At 63.5% G+C, this 17,421-nt stretch carries 11 protein-coding genes; 10 read left to right on the forward strand and 1 reads right to left on the reverse strand.

Features of this window, described 5'->3' with window-relative positions; all coding sequences use genetic code 11:
- Positions 1–73: 73 nt before the first annotated feature.
- The 7 genes from UIB01_RS10875 to fdhE all read left to right on the forward strand — a co-directional run bounded on the left by UIB01_RS10875 (position 74) and on the right by fdhE (position 8,923).
- Positions 74–931 (forward strand): SDR family oxidoreductase, encoded by an 858-nt coding sequence (locus UIB01_RS10875; RefSeq protein ID WP_038660057.1) that lies wholly within the window; start codon positions 74–76, stop codon positions 929–931.
- A 53-nt stretch (positions 932–984) separates the two neighbouring features.
- Positions 985–1,950: a non-homologous end joining protein Ku gene (ku, locus tag UIB01_RS10880; protein WP_038660060.1), complete on the forward strand. Its 966-nt coding sequence runs from the start codon at positions 985–987 to the stop codon at positions 1,948–1,950.
- An 11-nt stretch (positions 1,951–1,961) separates the two neighbouring features.
- Complete coding sequence (gene ligD, locus UIB01_RS10885; protein WP_051605076.1) at positions 1,962–2,885, forward strand: non-homologous end-joining DNA ligase; 924 nt, start codon at positions 1,962–1,964, stop codon at positions 2,883–2,885.
- 349 nt (positions 2,886–3,234) lie between these two features.
- Positions 3,235–6,300 carry a formate dehydrogenase-N subunit alpha gene (gene fdnG / locus UIB01_RS10895; protein ID WP_146031071.1) on the forward strand — a complete coding sequence of 1,022 codons (3,066 nt, stop codon included), beginning with the start codon at positions 3,235–3,237 and terminating at the stop codon, positions 6,298–6,300.
- Between the two features lie 10 nt (positions 6,301–6,310).
- Positions 6,311–7,249, forward strand: a complete 939-nt coding sequence (gene fdxH / locus UIB01_RS10900; protein WP_038660069.1) for a formate dehydrogenase subunit beta — start codon at positions 6,311–6,313, stop codon at positions 7,247–7,249.
- Entirely contained in the window at positions 7,246–7,950 is a 705-nt protein-coding gene (locus UIB01_RS10905; protein WP_038660072.1) for a formate dehydrogenase subunit gamma, read from the forward strand. The genes fdxH and UIB01_RS10905 overlap by 4 nt, the downstream gene beginning before the upstream one ends.
- A gap of 22 nt (positions 7,951–7,972) precedes the next feature.
- Positions 7,973–8,923: a formate dehydrogenase accessory protein FdhE gene (gene fdhE / locus UIB01_RS10910; RefSeq protein WP_038660075.1), complete on the forward strand. Its 951-nt coding sequence runs from the start codon at positions 7,973–7,975 to the stop codon at positions 8,921–8,923.
- A 9-nt stretch (positions 8,924–8,932) separates the two neighbouring features.
- On the opposite strand, the gene UIB01_RS23245 is transcribed toward fdhE, so the two are convergent.
- Complete coding sequence (locus UIB01_RS23245) at positions 8,933–9,097, reverse strand: hypothetical protein (RefSeq protein ID WP_180983622.1); 165 nt, start codon at positions 9,095–9,097, stop codon at positions 8,933–8,935.
- A gap of 347 nt (positions 9,098–9,444) precedes the next feature.
- Between UIB01_RS23245 and UIB01_RS10915 the strand changes: the two genes are divergently transcribed.
- From UIB01_RS10915 to glgB, 3 genes are all read left to right on the forward strand, one after another.
- On the forward strand, positions 9,445–11,457 hold the full coding sequence (locus UIB01_RS10915; RefSeq protein ID WP_038660078.1) for an alpha-1,4-glucan--maltose-1-phosphate maltosyltransferase: 2,013 nt from the start codon (positions 9,445–9,447) through the stop codon (positions 11,455–11,457).
- 135 nt (positions 11,458–11,592) lie between these two features.
- The gene (treS, locus tag UIB01_RS10920; protein ID WP_038660081.1) at positions 11,593–14,919 is read left to right on the forward strand and encodes a maltose alpha-D-glucosyltransferase; all 3,327 of its coding nucleotides are present in this window, start codon (positions 11,593–11,595) and stop codon (positions 14,917–14,919) included.
- Positions 14,912–17,125 (forward strand): 1,4-alpha-glucan branching protein GlgB, encoded by a 2,214-nt coding sequence (glgB, locus tag UIB01_RS10925; protein WP_038660084.1) that lies wholly within the window; start codon positions 14,912–14,914, stop codon positions 17,123–17,125. The genes treS and glgB overlap by 8 nt, the downstream gene beginning before the upstream one ends.
- The last annotated feature ends 296 nt before the right edge of the window (positions 17,126–17,421 follow it).

The raw sequence follows: 17,421 nt of genomic DNA on the forward strand, positions 1-17,421 counted from the left end.
GCCGCGCAGAAACTTTTCTCGCGCAGTTCCAGTCCTCCGAAGACAGGCTCACAACCTTGACGGAGGATTTTCCATGGCCGAAGACAATCAGACCCTACCGCCTCAGGAGCAGCCCGAGCCCGGCAAGGAAGGGCTGATGAACCCGCGCCCGGAGTTCCGTGGCGAAGACTACAAGGCAGCGGGCAAGCTCGAAGGCAAGGTCGCGATCATCACCGGCGGTGACAGCGGCATCGGCCGCTCGGTCGCGGTGCTGTACGCTCGCGAGGGCGCCGATGTGGCCATTCTTTACCTCGACCAGCATCAGGACGCCGAAGAAACGCGCACCGTGGTCGAACATTACGGGCGTCGCTGCCTGACCTTCGCCGGTGACGTGGCCGATCGCGAGGTCTGCCGCAAGGTCATCGACGAAACCCTCGCCGCATTCGGCAAGCTCGACATCCTGGTCAACAACGCCGCCGAGCAGCATCCGCAGGAAAAGCTCGAGGACATCAGCGAAGAACAGTGGGAGAAGACCTTCCGCACCAACATCTTCGGCATGTTCCAGATGACCAAGGCGGCGCTGCCGCACCTGGGCAAGGGCGCTTCGATCATCAATACCACCTCGGTCACGGCCTACAAGGGCAGCCCGCAGTTGCTGGATTATTCGGCAACCAAGGGCGCGATCACCGCTTTCACCCGTTCGCTGTCGATGAACCTCGCCGAGCGTGGCATCCGCGTCAACGGCGTCGCGCCGGGGCCGATCTGGACGCCCTTGATTCCCTCGACTTTCGATGCCGACGAGGTCGCCGAATTCGGCTCCAATACGCCTATGAAGCGCCCCGGACAGCCCGATGAAGTGGCGCCTGCCTACGTATACCTGGCGAGCAGCGATGCGGCCTATGTCAGCGGTCAGGTCATCCACGTCAACGGCGGCACCGTGGTCAACGGCTGACCCATTGCCGGGCCGCAGGGCGGCCCGGCCACATCCACGCTTGGAGAACGACCATGCCACGCACGATCTGGAAAGGCGCAGTCAGTTTCGGACTGGTACACATCCCGGTGGCGCTGGTACCGGCCACCACCCGCCAGGGCATCGATTTCGACTGGCTGGACAAACGCAGCATGGACCGGGTCGGCTACAAGCGCATCAACAAGACCACCGGCGAGGACATCGACAGCGAGAACATCGTCAAGGGCGTCGAGTACGAGAAGGGGCATTACGTGGTGATCAGCGATGACGAGATCAAGTCAGCGCATCCCAAGGCGACCCAGACCGTGGACATCGTTGCCTTCGTCGACGCCAAGGACATCTCCTTTCTCTACATCGACACGCCGTACTACCTGACGCCGGACCGCCGCGGGGAAAAGGTCTACGCGTTGCTGCGCGAGACGCTGATCCAGACCGGCAAGGTCGGCATCGCCAACGTGGTGCTACGTAACAAGCAGCACCTGGCAGTGGTGATGCCGCTGGGCAAGGCCTTGGTGATGAACACCCTGCGCTGGGCCGACGAGGTGCGTGGCGTCGAGTACCTGGAACTGAAGGACGAAGCGCTCGATCCCGATCTGGCCGAGCGTGAGCTGGACATGGCCAAGCGGCTGGTCGAGGACATGACCGAGAAGTGGAAGCCGGAACAGTACAAGGACACCTTCCAGGACCAGATCATGGACCTAGTGGAGAAGAAGGCGCGCGAAGGCAAGCTGGAAGCCGTCGGCGGTCCGGAGGAGGCCGTGGATCGTCGTTCCGCGGATGTCATCGACCTTACCGAACTGCTCAAGCGCAGCCTTGCCGCCAAGCCCGGCAAGGCCCGGGCAGCCAGCGAGGAGGACGAGGCGGACGACACGCCGAAAAAGGCGCCGGCCAAACCGAAAACCACGAGCAAGGCCAAAACAACCAAATCGACTGCATCCTCGTCGACGCGAGCACGCAAGGCACCGGCCACCGATAGCAAATCCAGCAAGAAGGCCAGCTGACCGAGGGCGCGATGCCAGCAAAACGCAAAAGCACCGAACGATCGCAGGTTGGCGGCATCGGCATCAGCAACCCGCAGCGGGTGATCGACGAGGCAAGCGGCACCACCAAGATCGCCCTCGCCGAATACTACCTGTCGGTCGCCGACTGGCTGGTGCCACATCTGGCAGGGCGACCACTGTCGATTGTCCGAGCGCCGGAGGGCATCGGGGGTGAGAGTTTCTTCCAGCGCCATTGCGGCCGACTGAAGATGCCGCATATGCGCGCGCTGCCCAAGGGCCTGGACCCGGAGCATGCGCGGCTGATCCAGGCGGACAACATCACGGCGGTGCTCGAAGCGGTACAGATGGGCAGCGTGGAGTTCCACACCTGGAATGCGCGCAGCGACCGTATCGAACGGCCGGACCGGGTGATCTTCGATCTCGATCCCGACCCTGCGTTGCCCTGGACGAGCATGGTCGAGGCTACTGAGCTGACCCTGGCGCTGCTGGACGAGCTGGGGCTGCGCGCATTTCTCAAGACCAGCGGCGGCCGCGGCATGCATGTGGTCGTGCCTATCGAGCGACGGCACGACTGGGATTGCGTGCGCAGCTTCGCGCGCTCGGTGACGGAGCGTCTGGCGCGGGAATCGTCAAAGCTGATCGTAGACAAGATGGGCCCGCAGAATCGCGTCGGGCGCATCTTCGTCGACTACCTGCGAAACCAGAAGGGCGCCAGCACCGTCGCCGCGTATTCCGTGCGCGCACGGCCCGGGCTCGGCGTGTCGCTGCCGGTGAGCGTGGAGCAGGTGCGTCGTCTGGAAGGCGCCGATCAGTGGCGGTTGGGCAACGTCAGGGATTACCTGAACGAACGCAGCGATGATCCATGGGCCGACTACGGCAACACCCGCCAGCGGCTGGGACGGGAGCTGCTCGATCGGTTGCGCGAGGGCGGGTAGGCGGTCGCTGTACAGTGAATAGCTGGACTACTCGATGGGGTGTTTCGCTGCCTCCGCAAAAGCGGACCCAGCCCGCTTAAGGAGACCTTCGCCTGCAGCGAAGGGCGTCGGAAACTCGCTTCAACGCTCAAAGGCTCGCGCCGGGGACGGCCTCCTACAAAGTCAGTCCCTGCACCTGCGCGCTCATGTAGAAGGAGCACCCTGGCGGCGAGGCGCGACGAAAGCGCGCCTTGATCCCGAATGGCTCGCACCCCCGGCGGTAGAGCCGCCCGTCATCCAATCTGAACCTCTGCCAGCCGGACTCAGTCGACCTACTAGTTGGGTCGAGCATTAATGGCAGGAGATACCGATGACGGTACGAGTATCCCGGCGGCAGTTTCTCAAGTTCGGCGCCGCCGGATTGGGTGCTTCCAGCATGGCGATGATGGGATTCGCCCCGCAGGAGGCGCTGGCCTCCGTGCGTCATTTCAAACTGACTGGTGCCAAGGTCACCCGCAACATCTGCACCTACTGTTCGGTCGGCTGCGGGATGTTGCTGTACGCGCGCGGCGACGGCGCGATCAACAGCCACGACCACATCTTCCATGTCGAGGGCGACCCGGATCACCCGGTCAGTCGCGGTTCGCTCTGCCCACGCGGCGCCGGTGTGCTCGATTTCATCAAGAGCGATTCGCGAGTGCGCTACCCGCAGGTGCGCGAGCCAGGCACAGACGAGTGGAAGCGCATCAGCTGGGACGAGGCGCTCGACCGCATCGCCCGCCTGATGAAGGACGACCGCGACCGCAACTTCGAGACCCACGACGACGAGGGGCTGCTAGTCAATCGCTGGATGACCACCTCGATGGTCGCGGCCTCCGCCTGCACCAACGAGACGGCGTACCTGACGCAGAAGATCTCCCGGGCGCTGGGCATTCTCAAACTCGACAACCAGGCGCGCGTCTGACACGGACCGACGGTGGCAGGTCTTGCCCCTTCGTTCGGTCGCGGTGCCATGACCAACAGCTGGGTCGACATCCGCAATGCGAACATCATTCTGTCCATGGGCGGGAATTCGGCCGAAGCGCATCCGGTGGGCTTCCGCTGGGTCATGCAGGCCAAGGAGCGTAGCGATGCGATCCTTATCTCCATCGACCCGCGCTACAACCGCACCACCGCGGTGGCGGACTATCACGCCTGGATTCGCACCGGGACCGATATCGTCTTCCTTGGCGGGCTGATCAGCTACCTGATCGAGAACGACCGCTACGCCCACGAATACGTGCTGCACTACACCGATGCGGCGCACCTGGTGCGTGAAGGCTTCGAGTTCAACGACGGGCTGTTCACCGGCTACGACGAGGAACGCCACCAGTACGACAAGGCCACCTGGAACTTCGATCTGGACGAGCAGGGCTTCGTCCGTCGCGACGAAACGCTGCAGCACCCGCGCTGCGTATTCCAGATGATGCGCAAGCATTACAGCCGCTACACGTTGGAAATGGTCGAGCGAGTCTGTGGCATGCCGCAAGCCAAGGTCCTGCAGCTCTGGGAACTGCTGGCGCAGAGCGCGGCGCCGGACAAGACCATGACCATCCTCTATGCCCTGGGCTGGACCCAGCACTCCATCGGCGCGCAGATGATCCGCACCGGCGCCATGGTCCAGCTGCTGCTGGGCAACATGGGCATGCCGGGCGGCGGGGTGAACGCGCTGCGCGGTCACTCCAACATCCAGGGGCTGACCGATATCGGCTTGCTGTCCAACCTGCTGACTGGCTACATGACGCTGCCTGCAGCTGGCGCGCAGAACTACGACGACTACATCAAGCAGAAGATCCGTCAGCCGCGGCTGCCCAACCAGGTGTCGTACTGGAAGCACTACGAGCGCTTCTTCGTCAGCATGATGAAGGCGTTCTACGGCGATGCCGCCACGGCGGAGAACAACTGGTGCTACGACTGGTTGCCGAAGCTGTCCGAGCCGCTGTACGACGTGCTCTACGCCGTCAACGACATGACCAAGGGCAAGATGACCGGCGCCTTCTGCCAGGGCTTCAACATCCTCGCCGCGTTCCCGAACAAGGCCAAAGTGCTGGATGGCCTGTCGAAGCTCCAGTGGCTGGTGGTCATGGACCCGCTGGCCACCGAGACCGGCGAGTTCTGGAAGAACCACGGCGAGTTCAACGACGTCGACCCGAGCCAGATCCAGACCGCGGTGTTCCGCCTGCCGACCACCACCTTTGCCGAGGACGACGGCTCGATCACCAACAGCTCGCGCTGGCTGCAGTGGCACCACCAGGCCGCGCCGCCGCCCGGTGAGGCGAAGACCGACACGGCGATTCTCGCCGGGTTGTTCCATCGCCTGCAGAAGCTCTATCAGGAGGAGGGCGGCGCCTTCCCCGAACCGATCCTCAACCTGACCTGGGACTACAGCGACCCGGCGCATCCCGCCGCGGCCGAGCTGGCCAAGGAATACAACGGCCGCGCCCTGGCGGACATCGAGGACCAGGGGCGGATCAACCGGCGCAAGGGCGAGCTGCTCAATGATTTCGGCGAGCTGCGTGCCGATGGCTCAACCTCCTGCGGCTGCTGGATCTACTCCGGCGCCTGGACCGAGCAGGGCAACATGATGGACCGGCGCGACAACTCGGACCCTTACGACATCGGCGTAACGCTCGGCTGGGCCTGGGCTTGGCCATTGAATCGGCGGATTCTCTACAACCGCGCCTCGGCACGCCCCGATGGCACGCCGTGGGACCCGAATCGCGCGCTGGTGTGGTGGAACGGCGAACGTTGGGTCGGTGCCGACGTGCCTGACTACCCCGTTGCCGCGCCGCCGGAAGACGACGTCAAGCCGTTCATCCTCACCGAGAGCGGCACCGGGCATTTCTTCGCTAGCGAGTGGCTGGGCGAGGGGCCGTTCCCCGAGCACTACGAGCCGCTGGAATCGCCGATCCCCAATAACCCGCTGCACCCGAACAACCCGCTGGCGTATCACAACCCGGTGGCCCGGATATTCCCCGAGGATCGCGACACCTTCGGCACGTTCGAGGAGTTCCCGTATGCGGCCACCACCTACCGGCTCACCGAACACTTCCACTACTGGACGACCCACGTGCTGCTCAACGCTATCGTCCAGCCGGAGAAGTTCGTCGAGATCGGCGAGGTGCTGGCCGGGGAGCTGGGAATCGCCGCGGGCGAGAAGGTGCGAGTGCGCTCCAAACGCGGGCATATCGATGCGGTGGCGGTGGTGACCAAGCGCCTGCGTCCGCTGCAGGTGGACGGGCGCACCGTGCATCAGATCGGTATCCCGATCCACTGGGGCTTCACCGGCGTGGCCAGGAAGGCGCACCTGACCAACACGCTGACGCCCTTCGTGGGTGACGGCAACACCCAGACCCCGGAATTCAAGTCGTTCCTAGTGAACGTCGAGAAGCTATAGGAGACGCCTGATGCGAGGTGACCAGATCAACCTGCAGAACATCATCGCGCGTTCGGCGACTACCGAGCCTTCGCCGCAGATCCGCTCCGGCGGCGTGGAGAAGGTGACCAAGCTGATCGACGTGTCGGTGTGCATCGGCTGCAAGGCCTGCCAGGTGGCGTGCATGGAATGGAACGACCTGCGCGACGAGGTCGGCGAGTGCGACGGCACCTACAATGCCCCGCAGGACCTGACCCCGTCGTCGTTCGAGGTCATGCGCTTTTCCGAGTACGAGAACGAGGAGGGCGACCTGGAGTGGCTGATCCGCAAGGACAACTGCATGCACTGCGCCGAGCCGGGCTGCCTGAAGGCCTGCCCGTCGCCCGGTGCCATCGTGCAGTACGCCAACGGCATCGTCGACTTCAATTCCGAGCACTGCATCGGCTGTGGCTATTGCGTGGCCGGGTGCCCCTTCAACATCCCGCGCATCTCGAAGAAGGACAACAAGGCCTACAAGTGCACGCTCTGTTCCGACCGCGTCTATCACGGTCTGGAGCCGGCCTGCGTGAAGAGCTGCCCGACCGGCTCGATCCAGTTCGGCACCAAGGAGCAGATGCTCGACTACGGCGCGCACCGGGTCGAGAAGCTCAAGGAGCGTGGCTTCGAGAACGCCGGCATCTACGACCCGGCCGGCGTCGGCGGCACCCATGTGGTGTACGTGCTGCAGCATGCCGACAAGCCGGAGATCTACAGCGGCCTGCCGAAAGACCCGCACATCAGCCCGACGGTGGAGCTGTGGAAAGGCGTGACCAAGCCGATCATGTCCGCGGTACTGGGCGTGTCGGTGCTGGCCGGGTTCTTCCACTACATGACCAAGGGGCCGAAGGAGGAACCGGAGGACGATCCCGATCCAGTGAAGGCGAACGCCGACCGCGAACAGGATCTGCGTGACGAGGAGCGGCGGCCATGAGTCATTCCAACGTACGCAAGGGCATCCTGCGCTATGGCCCCTGGGCCCGGGCCAATCACTGGATCGTCGCGATCTGTTTCGTGCTGCTCACCCTGAGCGGACTGGCGCTGTTCTACCCAGCGTTCTTCGGCCTCACCGCGCTGTTCGGCGGGCCGGAGCCGACGCGCATCGTGCACCCGTACATCGGTGTGTTCATGACGCTGTTCTTCCTGATCCAGGCGGTGCGCTTCTTTCGCGCCAATCTTTTCCGCCGCTACGACGTGCAATGGGCGCGGCAGATCGGCGACGTGCTGTCCAACCGGGACGAGCGCCTTCCGCCGGTGGGGCAGAACAACGCCGGGCAGAAGCTGGTGTACTGGGTATTCCTGGCCACGGTGCCAGTGCTGCTGGTAACCGGTGTGGTGCTCTGGCGGCCCTGGGTGGCCAGTGAAATGCCGATCTGGGCGCTGCGCTGGGCGGCATTGATCCACGCGGTGACGGCCTTCGTCGCCATCCTCACGCTGATCATCCACGTCTACTCAGCCATCTGGGTCAAGGGTTCGATCCGCGCGATGACCCAGGGCCGGGTCAGCCCGGCCTGGGCCCGGCATCACCACAAGCTCTGGTACGACGAGGTCATGGCCGGCGACAAACGTGACGACGAGACGGCCTTGCCCCATCGCGAGCCCGGCGATGCCGCTGCGTCCAGAACCCGAACATGACTGACCAACAAGGGAATCGAGCATGAAAGGAAAACGCGGCCCCGCGAGCCACGAATTCGGCAGCGCACCCACCACCATCATGGAACCGCCGCAGGTAGTCCTGCCGGACGACCAGCTGTTCAGCCGCCGCGCGCTGCGGCTGCGCGAGCTGATGGTCATGGTGCCGGCGCTGGACGAGTTTCTCGACTTCATGGCGCGCCTGGCGCAGGCCCAGCACCAGGTCCTGAGTGGGCGCGAACCGTCCTGGCGTCCGGCGCCGGATGCCTTCGATCAGGCATTGGAGCATCGCATGCCGCCGCTGGGGTTTCGTGCGTTGAGCCGCGATCTGGACTGGCAGGGTGATCTGCGCGCAATCCTCGATGCGCTGGCGCTGCACGTCGGTGAGCGGCAGAGACCGCTGCTGCAAGCCCTGCGTGACGCGAATGCCGATGCACTGCAGGCGATCGCCGAGGATGTACTGGAACAGCGCGCCGGCAGCGCCGAAACCCGCGGGCTGATGCCGCTGGTGGCAGCCGCGCTGCAGGTGGCCTGGGTGCGCCTGGCGGCGGCCTTGCCACGTCCGCCAGCGCAACCGCTGGCCGAGGCGCGGGCCTTGTGCCCCTGCTGCGGCTCGCCGCCCGTAGCGAGTGTGGTGCACAACGAACCCCATCGCAGTGGCGTGCGCTTTCTGCACTGCGCACTGTGCGCTACCGAATGGCATCTGGAACGAGTGAAGTGCAGCAATTGCGACACTGGTGGCCAGCTGGTCTACCTCGGACTTGATGATGAGCAGGGGCAGCCTTTCCTGCCGGTGCAGGCCGAAGCCTGTGGCGCCTGCGAGAGCTACCTGAAGATCGTTCTGCGCCAGTTGCAGGGTCGTGCCGATCCCGTAGCCGACGATCTCGCCAGCCTGCCACTGGACCTGCTGCTCGCCGAAGAGGGCCTATACGCCAGGAGTGGTTACAACCCGCTGCTGGTATTCGGCGAGCAGTAGCCGCCGCGCTCAGCTGGGTTGCGGGTCGTCGGTATCCGCGACCGTCTGATTGCCGTAGGGCGAGCCGGGCTTGTTTTCGTCCAGCTCCTCGGCACAGGGCACCTGCGGCACATCGCCCGGTTTGTCGTGGACGATCGGATCGGGTTGCGGCACATCGGGGCGTGCATGAGTCATGGCTGGTTCTCCTCTGTTCGACTGCCTGGGGCAGCGGCGGGGCGTTCTGCATTGAGGCACTTGGCGCGCCGGGGTTCCGCTCGGCCGTCGACCTGAACGACAGCCGGTTCGAACGCTGCCGACCAAGCTTTCGCGCACTCTCGACCTTTATCGGGAAGCTCTGTGGCGCCCACTCTGACCAGTCGCCGGAAGGGTTGGCTAACGAGCCCTGAAGGCTGAACTTTCCAAGGCCGGCTGGCTCGGAAGAAAGAGCCGACAAAACCGTACCGGTCGCCTCCCGAACCGCACGATAACGCATCCAGAGGCGGCTCGGGCCACCGAACCCATGCGCTTCAGGAGCCCTTTCGATGAGTGATGCCCAGCCCAACGCGACGATCCACCCTCGACTCGAAGAAGCTCTGCAGATGCCCCGCATCGCCATCGAATCCACCTTGCCAGTGCTGGATGAAGGCCGCTTCGCCGCCAAGGCGGTCATTGGCCATCCGGTGGTGGTGACCAGCAAGATTTTCGCTGACGGCCATGACCAGCTGGCCGCCGCCGTGTGCTGGCGGGAAAAGGGCGAAAGCAACTGGCGCCGCGCGCGGCTGAAGCTGCTCGGCAACGATGCCTGGCAGGGCCAATTCACGCCCACCCAGGTCGCCGAGCACGAGTTCGTCATCGAGGCCTGGTGGGACGTGTTCGAGAGCTACCGCTACGAGCTTTCGAAAAAACACACCGCCGGCGTGCCGGTGCATCTGGAACTGGAAGAAGGGCGTCTGCTGCTGGAAAAGGCCACCGCCCGCGCCCAGGGCGAAAATCGCGCGGTGCTTGATGATCTTGTCCATCGCCTCGGGTTGACGCATACCGACGATGAACGCGTGTCGCTGTTGCTCGCACCGGAGACGGCTGCGGCGATGGCTGCCGCAGACCCACGCGAGCACTGCAGCCGCAGCCCTGTGTACCCGCTGGATGTCGAGCGACCGCTGGCGCAGTTCGCCAGCTGGTATGAGCTGTTCCCGCGCTCGGAGACTGACGACCCCAGTCGTCACGGCACCTTCCGCGATGTGCACAAGCGCCTGCCGGCGATCCGCGACATGGGCTTCGACGTGCTGTATTTCCCACCGATCCACCCGATCGGTCGGCAGCACCGCAAGGGTCCGAACAACAGCCTGCACGCCGGACCGAACGATCCGGGCAGTCCCTATGCCATCGGCAGTGAAGAGGGTGGCCACGACGCCATCCATCCGGAGCTCGGCACGCTGGATGATTTTCGCGAGCTGGTCGCCGCGGCGCGTGAGCATGGCCTGGAGATAGCCCTGGATTTCGCCATCCAGTGCTCGCAGGACCATCCCTGGCTGAAAGAGCACCCGGGCTGGTTCTCCTGGCGCCCGGACGGCACCATCAAATACGCCGAAAACCCACCGAAGAAGTATCAGGACATCGTCAACGTCGACTTCTACGCCGAAGACGCCACGCCCGATCTCTGGCTGGCACTGCGCGATGTGGTCTGGCACTGGGTGGAGCAGGGCGTGAAGGTGTTCCGCGTCGACAACCCGCACACCAAGCCGTTGCCGTTCTGGGAATGGCTGATTGCCGATATCCGCGAGCGCGACCGCGACGTGATGTTCCTCTCCGAGGCATTCACTCGGCCGGGCATGATGGCGCGCCTCGGCAAGATCGGTTACAGCCAGAGCTACACCTACTTCACCTGGCGCAACACCAAGGCTGAGTTGAGCGAATACCTGACCGAACTGAACGAACCGCCGCTGCGCGATTGCTATCGGCCGAACTTCTTCGTCAATACGCCGGACATCAACCCGTTCTTCCTGCAGGACTCTGGCCGCGCCGGCTTCCTGATTCGTGCGGCGCTGGCAACCATGGGCTCCGGCCTCTGGGGCATGTACTCGGGCTTCGAGCTGTGCGAGTCCGCCGCGATTCCCGGGAAGGAGGAATACCTCGACTCGGAGAAGTACCAGATCCGCGTCCGCGATTACCACGCGCCGGGCAACATCATTGCCGAGATCGCCCAACTCAACCGTATTCGCCGGCAAAACCCGGCGTTGCAGACGCACCTGGGCTTCAAGGCTTACGTGGCTTGGAACGACAACATCCTCTATTTCGGCAAGCGCACGCCCGATCTGTCGAACTTCATTCTGGTAGCTATCAGCCTTGATCCGCACAACGCGCAGGAAGCGCATTTCGAGCTGCCGCTGTGGGAGCTGGGCCTGCCGGACGATGCGCATACCCAAGGCGAGGACCTGATGAACGGCCACCGCTGGACCTGGTACGGCAAGACCCAATGGATGCGCATCGACCCTGCGCATTTGCCATTCGGTATCTGGCGCCTGACCGCGCAGCAGCCGGATCCGGACCTCAAGTAAATTCTCGAATGCAGCGTCATTCCATGTCGAATCATATGGTTATGTGATTTTTATGATGTGGTTTCTCGTTGCAGTGCTGCCGTTGCCCGGTCATCGACCTGGCCGGGCCTTCACACCGCGACAGGAATGAAGAACATGGCAAAACCGCGCAAACCCGCCGCTTTTATCAAGGACCCGCTCTGGTACAAGGATGCGGTGGTGTATCAGGTTCACCTCAAGTCCTTCTTCGACTCGAACAACGACGGCGTCGGTGACTTCCCCGGTTTGATCGAGAAACTGGACTACATCGCCGACCTCGGGGTGAACACCATCTGGCTGCTGCCGTTCTATCCGTCGCCGCGGCGCGACGATGGGTACGACATCGCCGATTACCGCGGTGTGCATCCGGAGTACGGGACCATGGCCGATGCCCGGCGCTTCATTGCCGAGGCGCACAAGCGCGGGCTGCGGGTGATCACCGAGCTGGTCATCAACCACACCTCGGACCAGCACCCCTGGTTCCAGCGGGCGCGCAAGGCGAAGAAGGGCTCGGCGGCGCGCAATTTCTACGTCTGGTCCGATACCGACGACAAGTATCAGGGCACGCGGATCATCTTCCTCGACACCGAGAAATCCAACTGGACCTGGGACCCGGTGGCCAAGCAGTACTTCTGGCACCGTTTCTACTCACACCAGCCGGACCTCAATTTCGACAACCCGCAGGTGATGAAGGCCGTACTGGCCGTGATGCGTTACTGGCTGGACATGGGCATCGACGGCCTGCGGTTGGACGCGATTCCCTACCTGGTCGAGCGCGACGGCACCAACAACGAGAACCTGCCGGAAACCCATGCGGTGCTTAAAGCCATCCGCGCCGAGATCGACGCCAACTACCCCGACCGCATGCTATTGGCCGAAGCCAACCAGTGGCCGGAGGACACCCAGCTATATTTCGGTGGCGAAGACGGTGGTCCGGGTGACGAATGCCACATGGCCTTCCATTTCCCCTTGATGCCGCGCATGTACATGGCCATCGCTCAGGAAGACCGCTTCCCGATCACCGACATCCTGCGGCAGACGCCGGATATTCCGGAGAACTGCCAGTGGGCGATCTTCCTGCGCAACCATGATGAGCTGACCCTGGAGATGGTCACCGACCGCGAGCGCGACTATCTGTGGAACTACTACGCCTCGGACAAGCGCGCACGGATCAACCTGGGCATCCGCCGGCGCCTGGCCCCGTTGCTGGAGCGTGATCGCCGGCGGATCGAGTTGCTCAACAGCCTGCTGCTCTCCATGCCGGGCACACCGGTGATCTACTACGGCGACGAGATTGGCATGGGCGACAACATCTTCCTCGGCGATCGCGACGGTGTGCGTACGCCGATGCAGTGGTCGGTGGACCGCAACGGCGGCTTTTCCCGCGCCGACCCACCGAACCTGGTGCTGCCGCCAGTCATGGACCCGCTCTACGGCTACTACACGATCAACGTCGAGGCCCAGCAGCGCGATCCGCATTCGCTGCTCAACTGGACGCGGCGGATGTTGACCATCCGCAAGCAGTTCAAGGCCTTTGGCCGCGGCACGCTGAAAATGCTCGCGCCGAACAACCGCCGCATCCTCGCCTACATGCGCGAGTTCACCGGGCCGAACGGCGAAACGGAGATCATTTTCTGCGTGGCCAATGTCTCGCGCTCGGCCCAGGCCGCTGAGCTGGAAATGTCGCAATACGCCGGGATGGTGCCGGTGGAGATGGTTGGCGGCAGTGCGTTTCCACCGATCGGTCAACTGCCTTATCTGCTGACGTTGCCGCCTTACGGCTTCTACTGGTTCCAGCTCGCACCAACCAATCAGATGCCGAGCTGGCACCAGGAGCCGGTAGAAACCATGCCGGACTTCCAGACACTGGTGCTCAAGCGCCTGGATATCCTGACCGCCGCCAACCGGCGCATTCTGGAAACCGAAGCGCTGCCAGCCTATCTGCCCAAGCGGCGCTGGTTTGCTGCCAAGGATGTAGCCATCGAGTCGATCCGCATCTGCTACTGCGTGCCGTTCGGCGATCAGAACCGGCCGGTCTTGCTCAGCGAGCTCTGTGTGGAATCGGTCGGGCGCAGCGATCTGTATCAGCTGCCATTGGGCTTTCTTGCCGAGGCCGACTTCGAGGTCGCGCTGCCGCAGCAACTGGCCCTGGCGCGGGTGCGGCGCGGGCCGCAGGTCGGCCTGATGACCGATGCCTTCGCCCTCGAGCAGTTCAGTGCCGCGGTGATTCAGGGCCTGCGCGACGAACTGGTGCTGCCTTGCAATGACGGCGAGATCCGCTTCGTGGCGATGCCGCGGCTGGCCGACCTGCAATTGCCGGCGCACCCCGAGGTGCGCTTCATCTCGGCGGAGCAGTCGAACAGCTCGGCGATCATCGACAACAAGGTCATGATCAAACTGCTCCGTCGCGTGGCACCGGGCATCCACCCTGAACTGGAAATGGGCGCCTTTCTCACCGAACGGGGCTTCGCCCATATTTCCGCCATGCTCGGCCAGGTCAGCCGCATCAACAAGCAGGGCGAGCCGGTGGCGCTGATGGTGATTCAGCACTTCCTCGACAGCCAGGGCGATGCCTGGGTGTGGACACTGAACAACCTCGACCGCGCGGTGCGTGACGAAATCGCCGGCGGCGTGTCTATGCACGAGAACCAGTTCAGCGCCCTGGATGAGCTGCAGGCGTTCAACCGCTTGCTCGGTCAGCGCCTCGGCGAAATGCACATGACGCTGGCCGCGCAGACCGAAGATCAGGCCTTTGCCTACGAAAGCACCAGCAAGGCTGACGCCAAAAAGTGGCAGCAAAATGTAAGCGCACAACTGGAGCATGCGCTACAGCGCCTTGAGGAACACCGAGCTAGTCTGGATCGGAAAGAGGCGGCCGCGCTCGGCCAGCTACTGGCGCGGCGCGACAAGCTGCTTGAACAAGTGCAACGTTTGGCTGCTAAAACCGTTGGCGGCGTGCGGACCCGCGTGCACGGTGATCTTCACCTCGGACAGGTACTGGTGGTGCAGGGCGACGCCTACTTCATCGACTTCGAGGGCGAACCGGCGCGTTCGTTGGATGAACGCCGCGCGAAACACAGCCCGTTCAAGGATGTCTCAGGCCTGCTGCGTTCGTTTGAATATGCCGCGGCGATGACGGTTCGCGGCGCGCAGATCAGCGACAGCACGACCGAGGCCGATCAGGCGCGGCATCGTATCGCGGCGAGTTACCAGAGCAGTGCGCAACAAGCGTTCCTCGAGGCTTATCGCGAAGCGACGGCCGAGTTGCCGCATGATTGGCGCGATCCGAATGGCGCGAATGCTGCACTGTTGTTGTTCAGCCTGGAAAAATGCGCATACGAGATCATTTACGAAGCGGAGAACCGCCCAGCCTGGTTGCCCGTCCCGCTACAGGGATTGCTCGCCCTGGCACAACAGCTTTTCGATGGAGGTTCCAATGATTGATCGCCCGGCCCTGACCATGCCAGGGGAAACCCTGATGCCTAGCGACACCGATGTAGACGCCCTGGTGCGAGCCGAACATGGCAACCCGTTTTCCATCCTGGGACCTCATCCAGATGGCGAAGGCGTGGTGATCCGCGCCTACCTGCCCAATGCCTTGGGTGTCGAGGTACTCGACCGTGACCAGCGTCAGCTGGCGGTCATGGAGCAGGGGCAGGTGCCAGGGTTCTTCTTTACCCGCTTGCCGCACCAACAACCCTATCTGCTGAAAATCCGCTGGGCCGGCGGCGAACAGATCACCGAGGACCCCTACAGCTTCGGCCCGCAGCTCGGCGAGCTGGACATGCACCTGTTCTCCGAAGGCAACCACCGGCAGATCGGTCGGGTGTTCGGTTCACAGGTGCTTGAAGTCGACGGTGTGCAGGGAGTGCGCTTCGCGGTGTGGGCGCCCAACGCCCGGCGTGTCTCCGTGGTCGGTAGCTTCAACGGCTGGGACGGGCGCCGGCATCCGATGCGCTTGCGCTTTCCTTCCGGCGTCTGGGAATTGTTCATTCCTCGTCTGCAACCGGGCGATACCTACAAGTACGAGATCCTCGGACCGAACGGCATCCTGCCGCTGAAGGCCGACCCGATCGCCCTGGCGACCGAGCATCCGCCGGGAACCGCCTCGGTCATTGCCCGCCCGCTGGACTATCAGTGGAAGGATCAGGCCTGGCTGCATCAGCGCGCCGCGCGTCAGTCAGTCAATGCGCCGATGAGCATCTACGAGCTGCACGCCGGCTCTTGGCGGCGCGACGGCGGTGACCATGGTCGCCTCTATGACTGGCACGAACTCGCCGAGCGCCTGATTCCCTACGTAGTCGACCTTGGCTTCACCCATATCGAGCTGATGCCGATCATGGAGCATCCCTTCGGCGGCTCCTGGGGCTACCAGTTGCTCTCGCAGTTCGCCCCCAGCGCCCGCTATGGCAACGCCCATGATTTCGCCGAGTTCGTCGACGCCTGCCATAACGCCGGCATCGGCGTAATCCTCGACTGGGTGCCGGCGCACTTTCCCACCGACGCTCACGGTCTGGGGGAATTCGACGGCACGGCGCTGTACGAGTACGCGCATCCGTTCGAGGGCTTCCATCAGGACTGGGATACCTACATCTACAACCTCGGCCGCACCGAGGTGCACGGCTTCATGCTGGCCTCAGCGCTGCACTGGCTGCGTGAATTCCACGTCGATGCGTTGCGTGTGGATGCCGTGGCGTCGATGCTCTATCGCGACTATTCACGCAAGGACGGCGAGTGGATTCCCAACCGCCACGGCGGGCGCGAGAACCTAGAGGCGATAGACTTCCTGCGTCATCTGAATGATGTGGTGGCCATAGAAACCCCTGGCGCACTGGTGATAGCCGAAGAGTCGACCGCGTTCCCCGGCGTGAGTAAACCCACCAGCGAAGGCGGCCTTGGCTTTGCCTACAAGTGGAACATGGGCTGGATGCACGACTCGCTGAAGTATGTTCAGGAAGACCCGATCAACCGCCAGTACCACCACGACCAGATGACCTTCAGCATGGTCTATGCCTATTCCGAGCATTTCGTCCTGCCGATCTCCCATGACGAAGTCGTTCACGGCAAAGGCTCGCTGATCGACAAGATGCCGGGCGACCGCTGGCAGAAATTTGCCAACCTGCGTGCCTACCTGTCGTTCATGTGGGCCCATCCGGGCAAAAAGCTGCTGTTCATGGGCTGCGAGTTTGGCCAGTGGCGCGAATGGAACCACGACCGCGAACTCGATTGGCACCTGCTCGAAGAGGCCGATCACCGCGGCGTGCAAAACTTGGTCCGCGATCTGAACCGCCTCTACAGCCAGGAACCGGCGCTGCACGAACTGGACAGCGACCCGCGTGGCTTCCAGTGGCTGATCGGCGATGACCGTGCCAACAGCGTATTCGCCTGGCTGCGCAAGAGTTCGACCGGCCATCCGCTGCTGGTAGTTGCCAACTTCACGCCGGTAGTACGCGAGGCCTATCGGATCGGCGTGCCAGTGGACGCCAAATGGCTGGAGGTATTCAACAGTGATGCCGAATGCTATGGCGGCTCCAACACCGGCAATGGCGGCGGCATGCTCGCCGAACCGATCGAGAGCCATGGTGAGAAGGTCTCGCTGTCGCTGACCTTGCCGCCGCTCGGCGTGCTGGTATTGCGTCCGCAGGTCTAGGTGCCGCTGCGATGAAAGAAGCCGCTCGGGGCAACCTGAGCGGTTTTTTTGTGAGAAAGAAGCGGGGTAACGTGAACACTGCCCCTCAAAGGACGGCATGGCGTTCTTGAACGCCTAGAGGGGGAGCGGATTCGGCCAAAGCATTCGGTCAGCGCTCCGACTGACGCCATGACCCGCATGTGGCGAGCAGGCTAATGATTGATCCGACGGCGCGGCCGTACTCTCATGGTTTTGCTCAAGCAACCTCTGACGGAGCAGCTTGGCCGCGAAAAGGGAAGCACCGCGGTTTGGGGCTT

Source organism: Stutzerimonas decontaminans (assembly GCF_000661915.1).
GTDB lineage: Bacteria > Pseudomonadota > Gammaproteobacteria > Pseudomonadales > Pseudomonadaceae > Stutzerimonas > Stutzerimonas decontaminans.

Bases quoted from the DNA above. Each gene is read 5' to 3' on its own strand.
- treS (WP_038660081.1), top strand. From the start codon at position 11,593: ATGGCAAAACCGCGCAAACCCGCCGCTTTTATCAAGGACCCGCTCTGG.
- fdhE (WP_038660075.1), top strand. From the start codon at position 7,973: ATGAAAGGAAAACGCGGCCCCGCGAGCCACGAATTCGGCAGCGCACCC.
- UIB01_RS10905 (WP_038660072.1), top strand. From the start codon at position 7,246: ATGAGTCATTCCAACGTACGCAAGGGCATCCTGCGCTATGGCCCCTGG.
- ku (WP_038660060.1), top strand. From the start codon at position 985: ATGCCACGCACGATCTGGAAAGGCGCAGTCAGTTTCGGACTGGTACAC.
- UIB01_RS23245 (WP_180983622.1), bottom strand. From the start codon at position 9,097: ATGACTCATGCACGCCCCGATGTGCCGCAACCCGATCCGATCGTCCAC.
- glgB (WP_038660084.1), top strand. From the start codon at position 14,912: ATGATTGATCGCCCGGCCCTGACCATGCCAGGGGAAACCCTGATGCCT.
- UIB01_RS10875 (WP_038660057.1), top strand. From the start codon at position 74: ATGGCCGAAGACAATCAGACCCTACCGCCTCAGGAGCAGCCCGAGCCC.
- fdxH (WP_038660069.1), top strand. From the start codon at position 6,311: ATGCGAGGTGACCAGATCAACCTGCAGAACATCATCGCGCGTTCGGCG.
- UIB01_RS10915 (WP_038660078.1), top strand. From the start codon at position 9,445: ATGAGTGATGCCCAGCCCAACGCGACGATCCACCCTCGACTCGAAGAA.
- ligD (WP_051605076.1), top strand. From the start codon at position 1,962: ATGCCAGCAAAACGCAAAAGCACCGAACGATCGCAGGTTGGCGGCATC.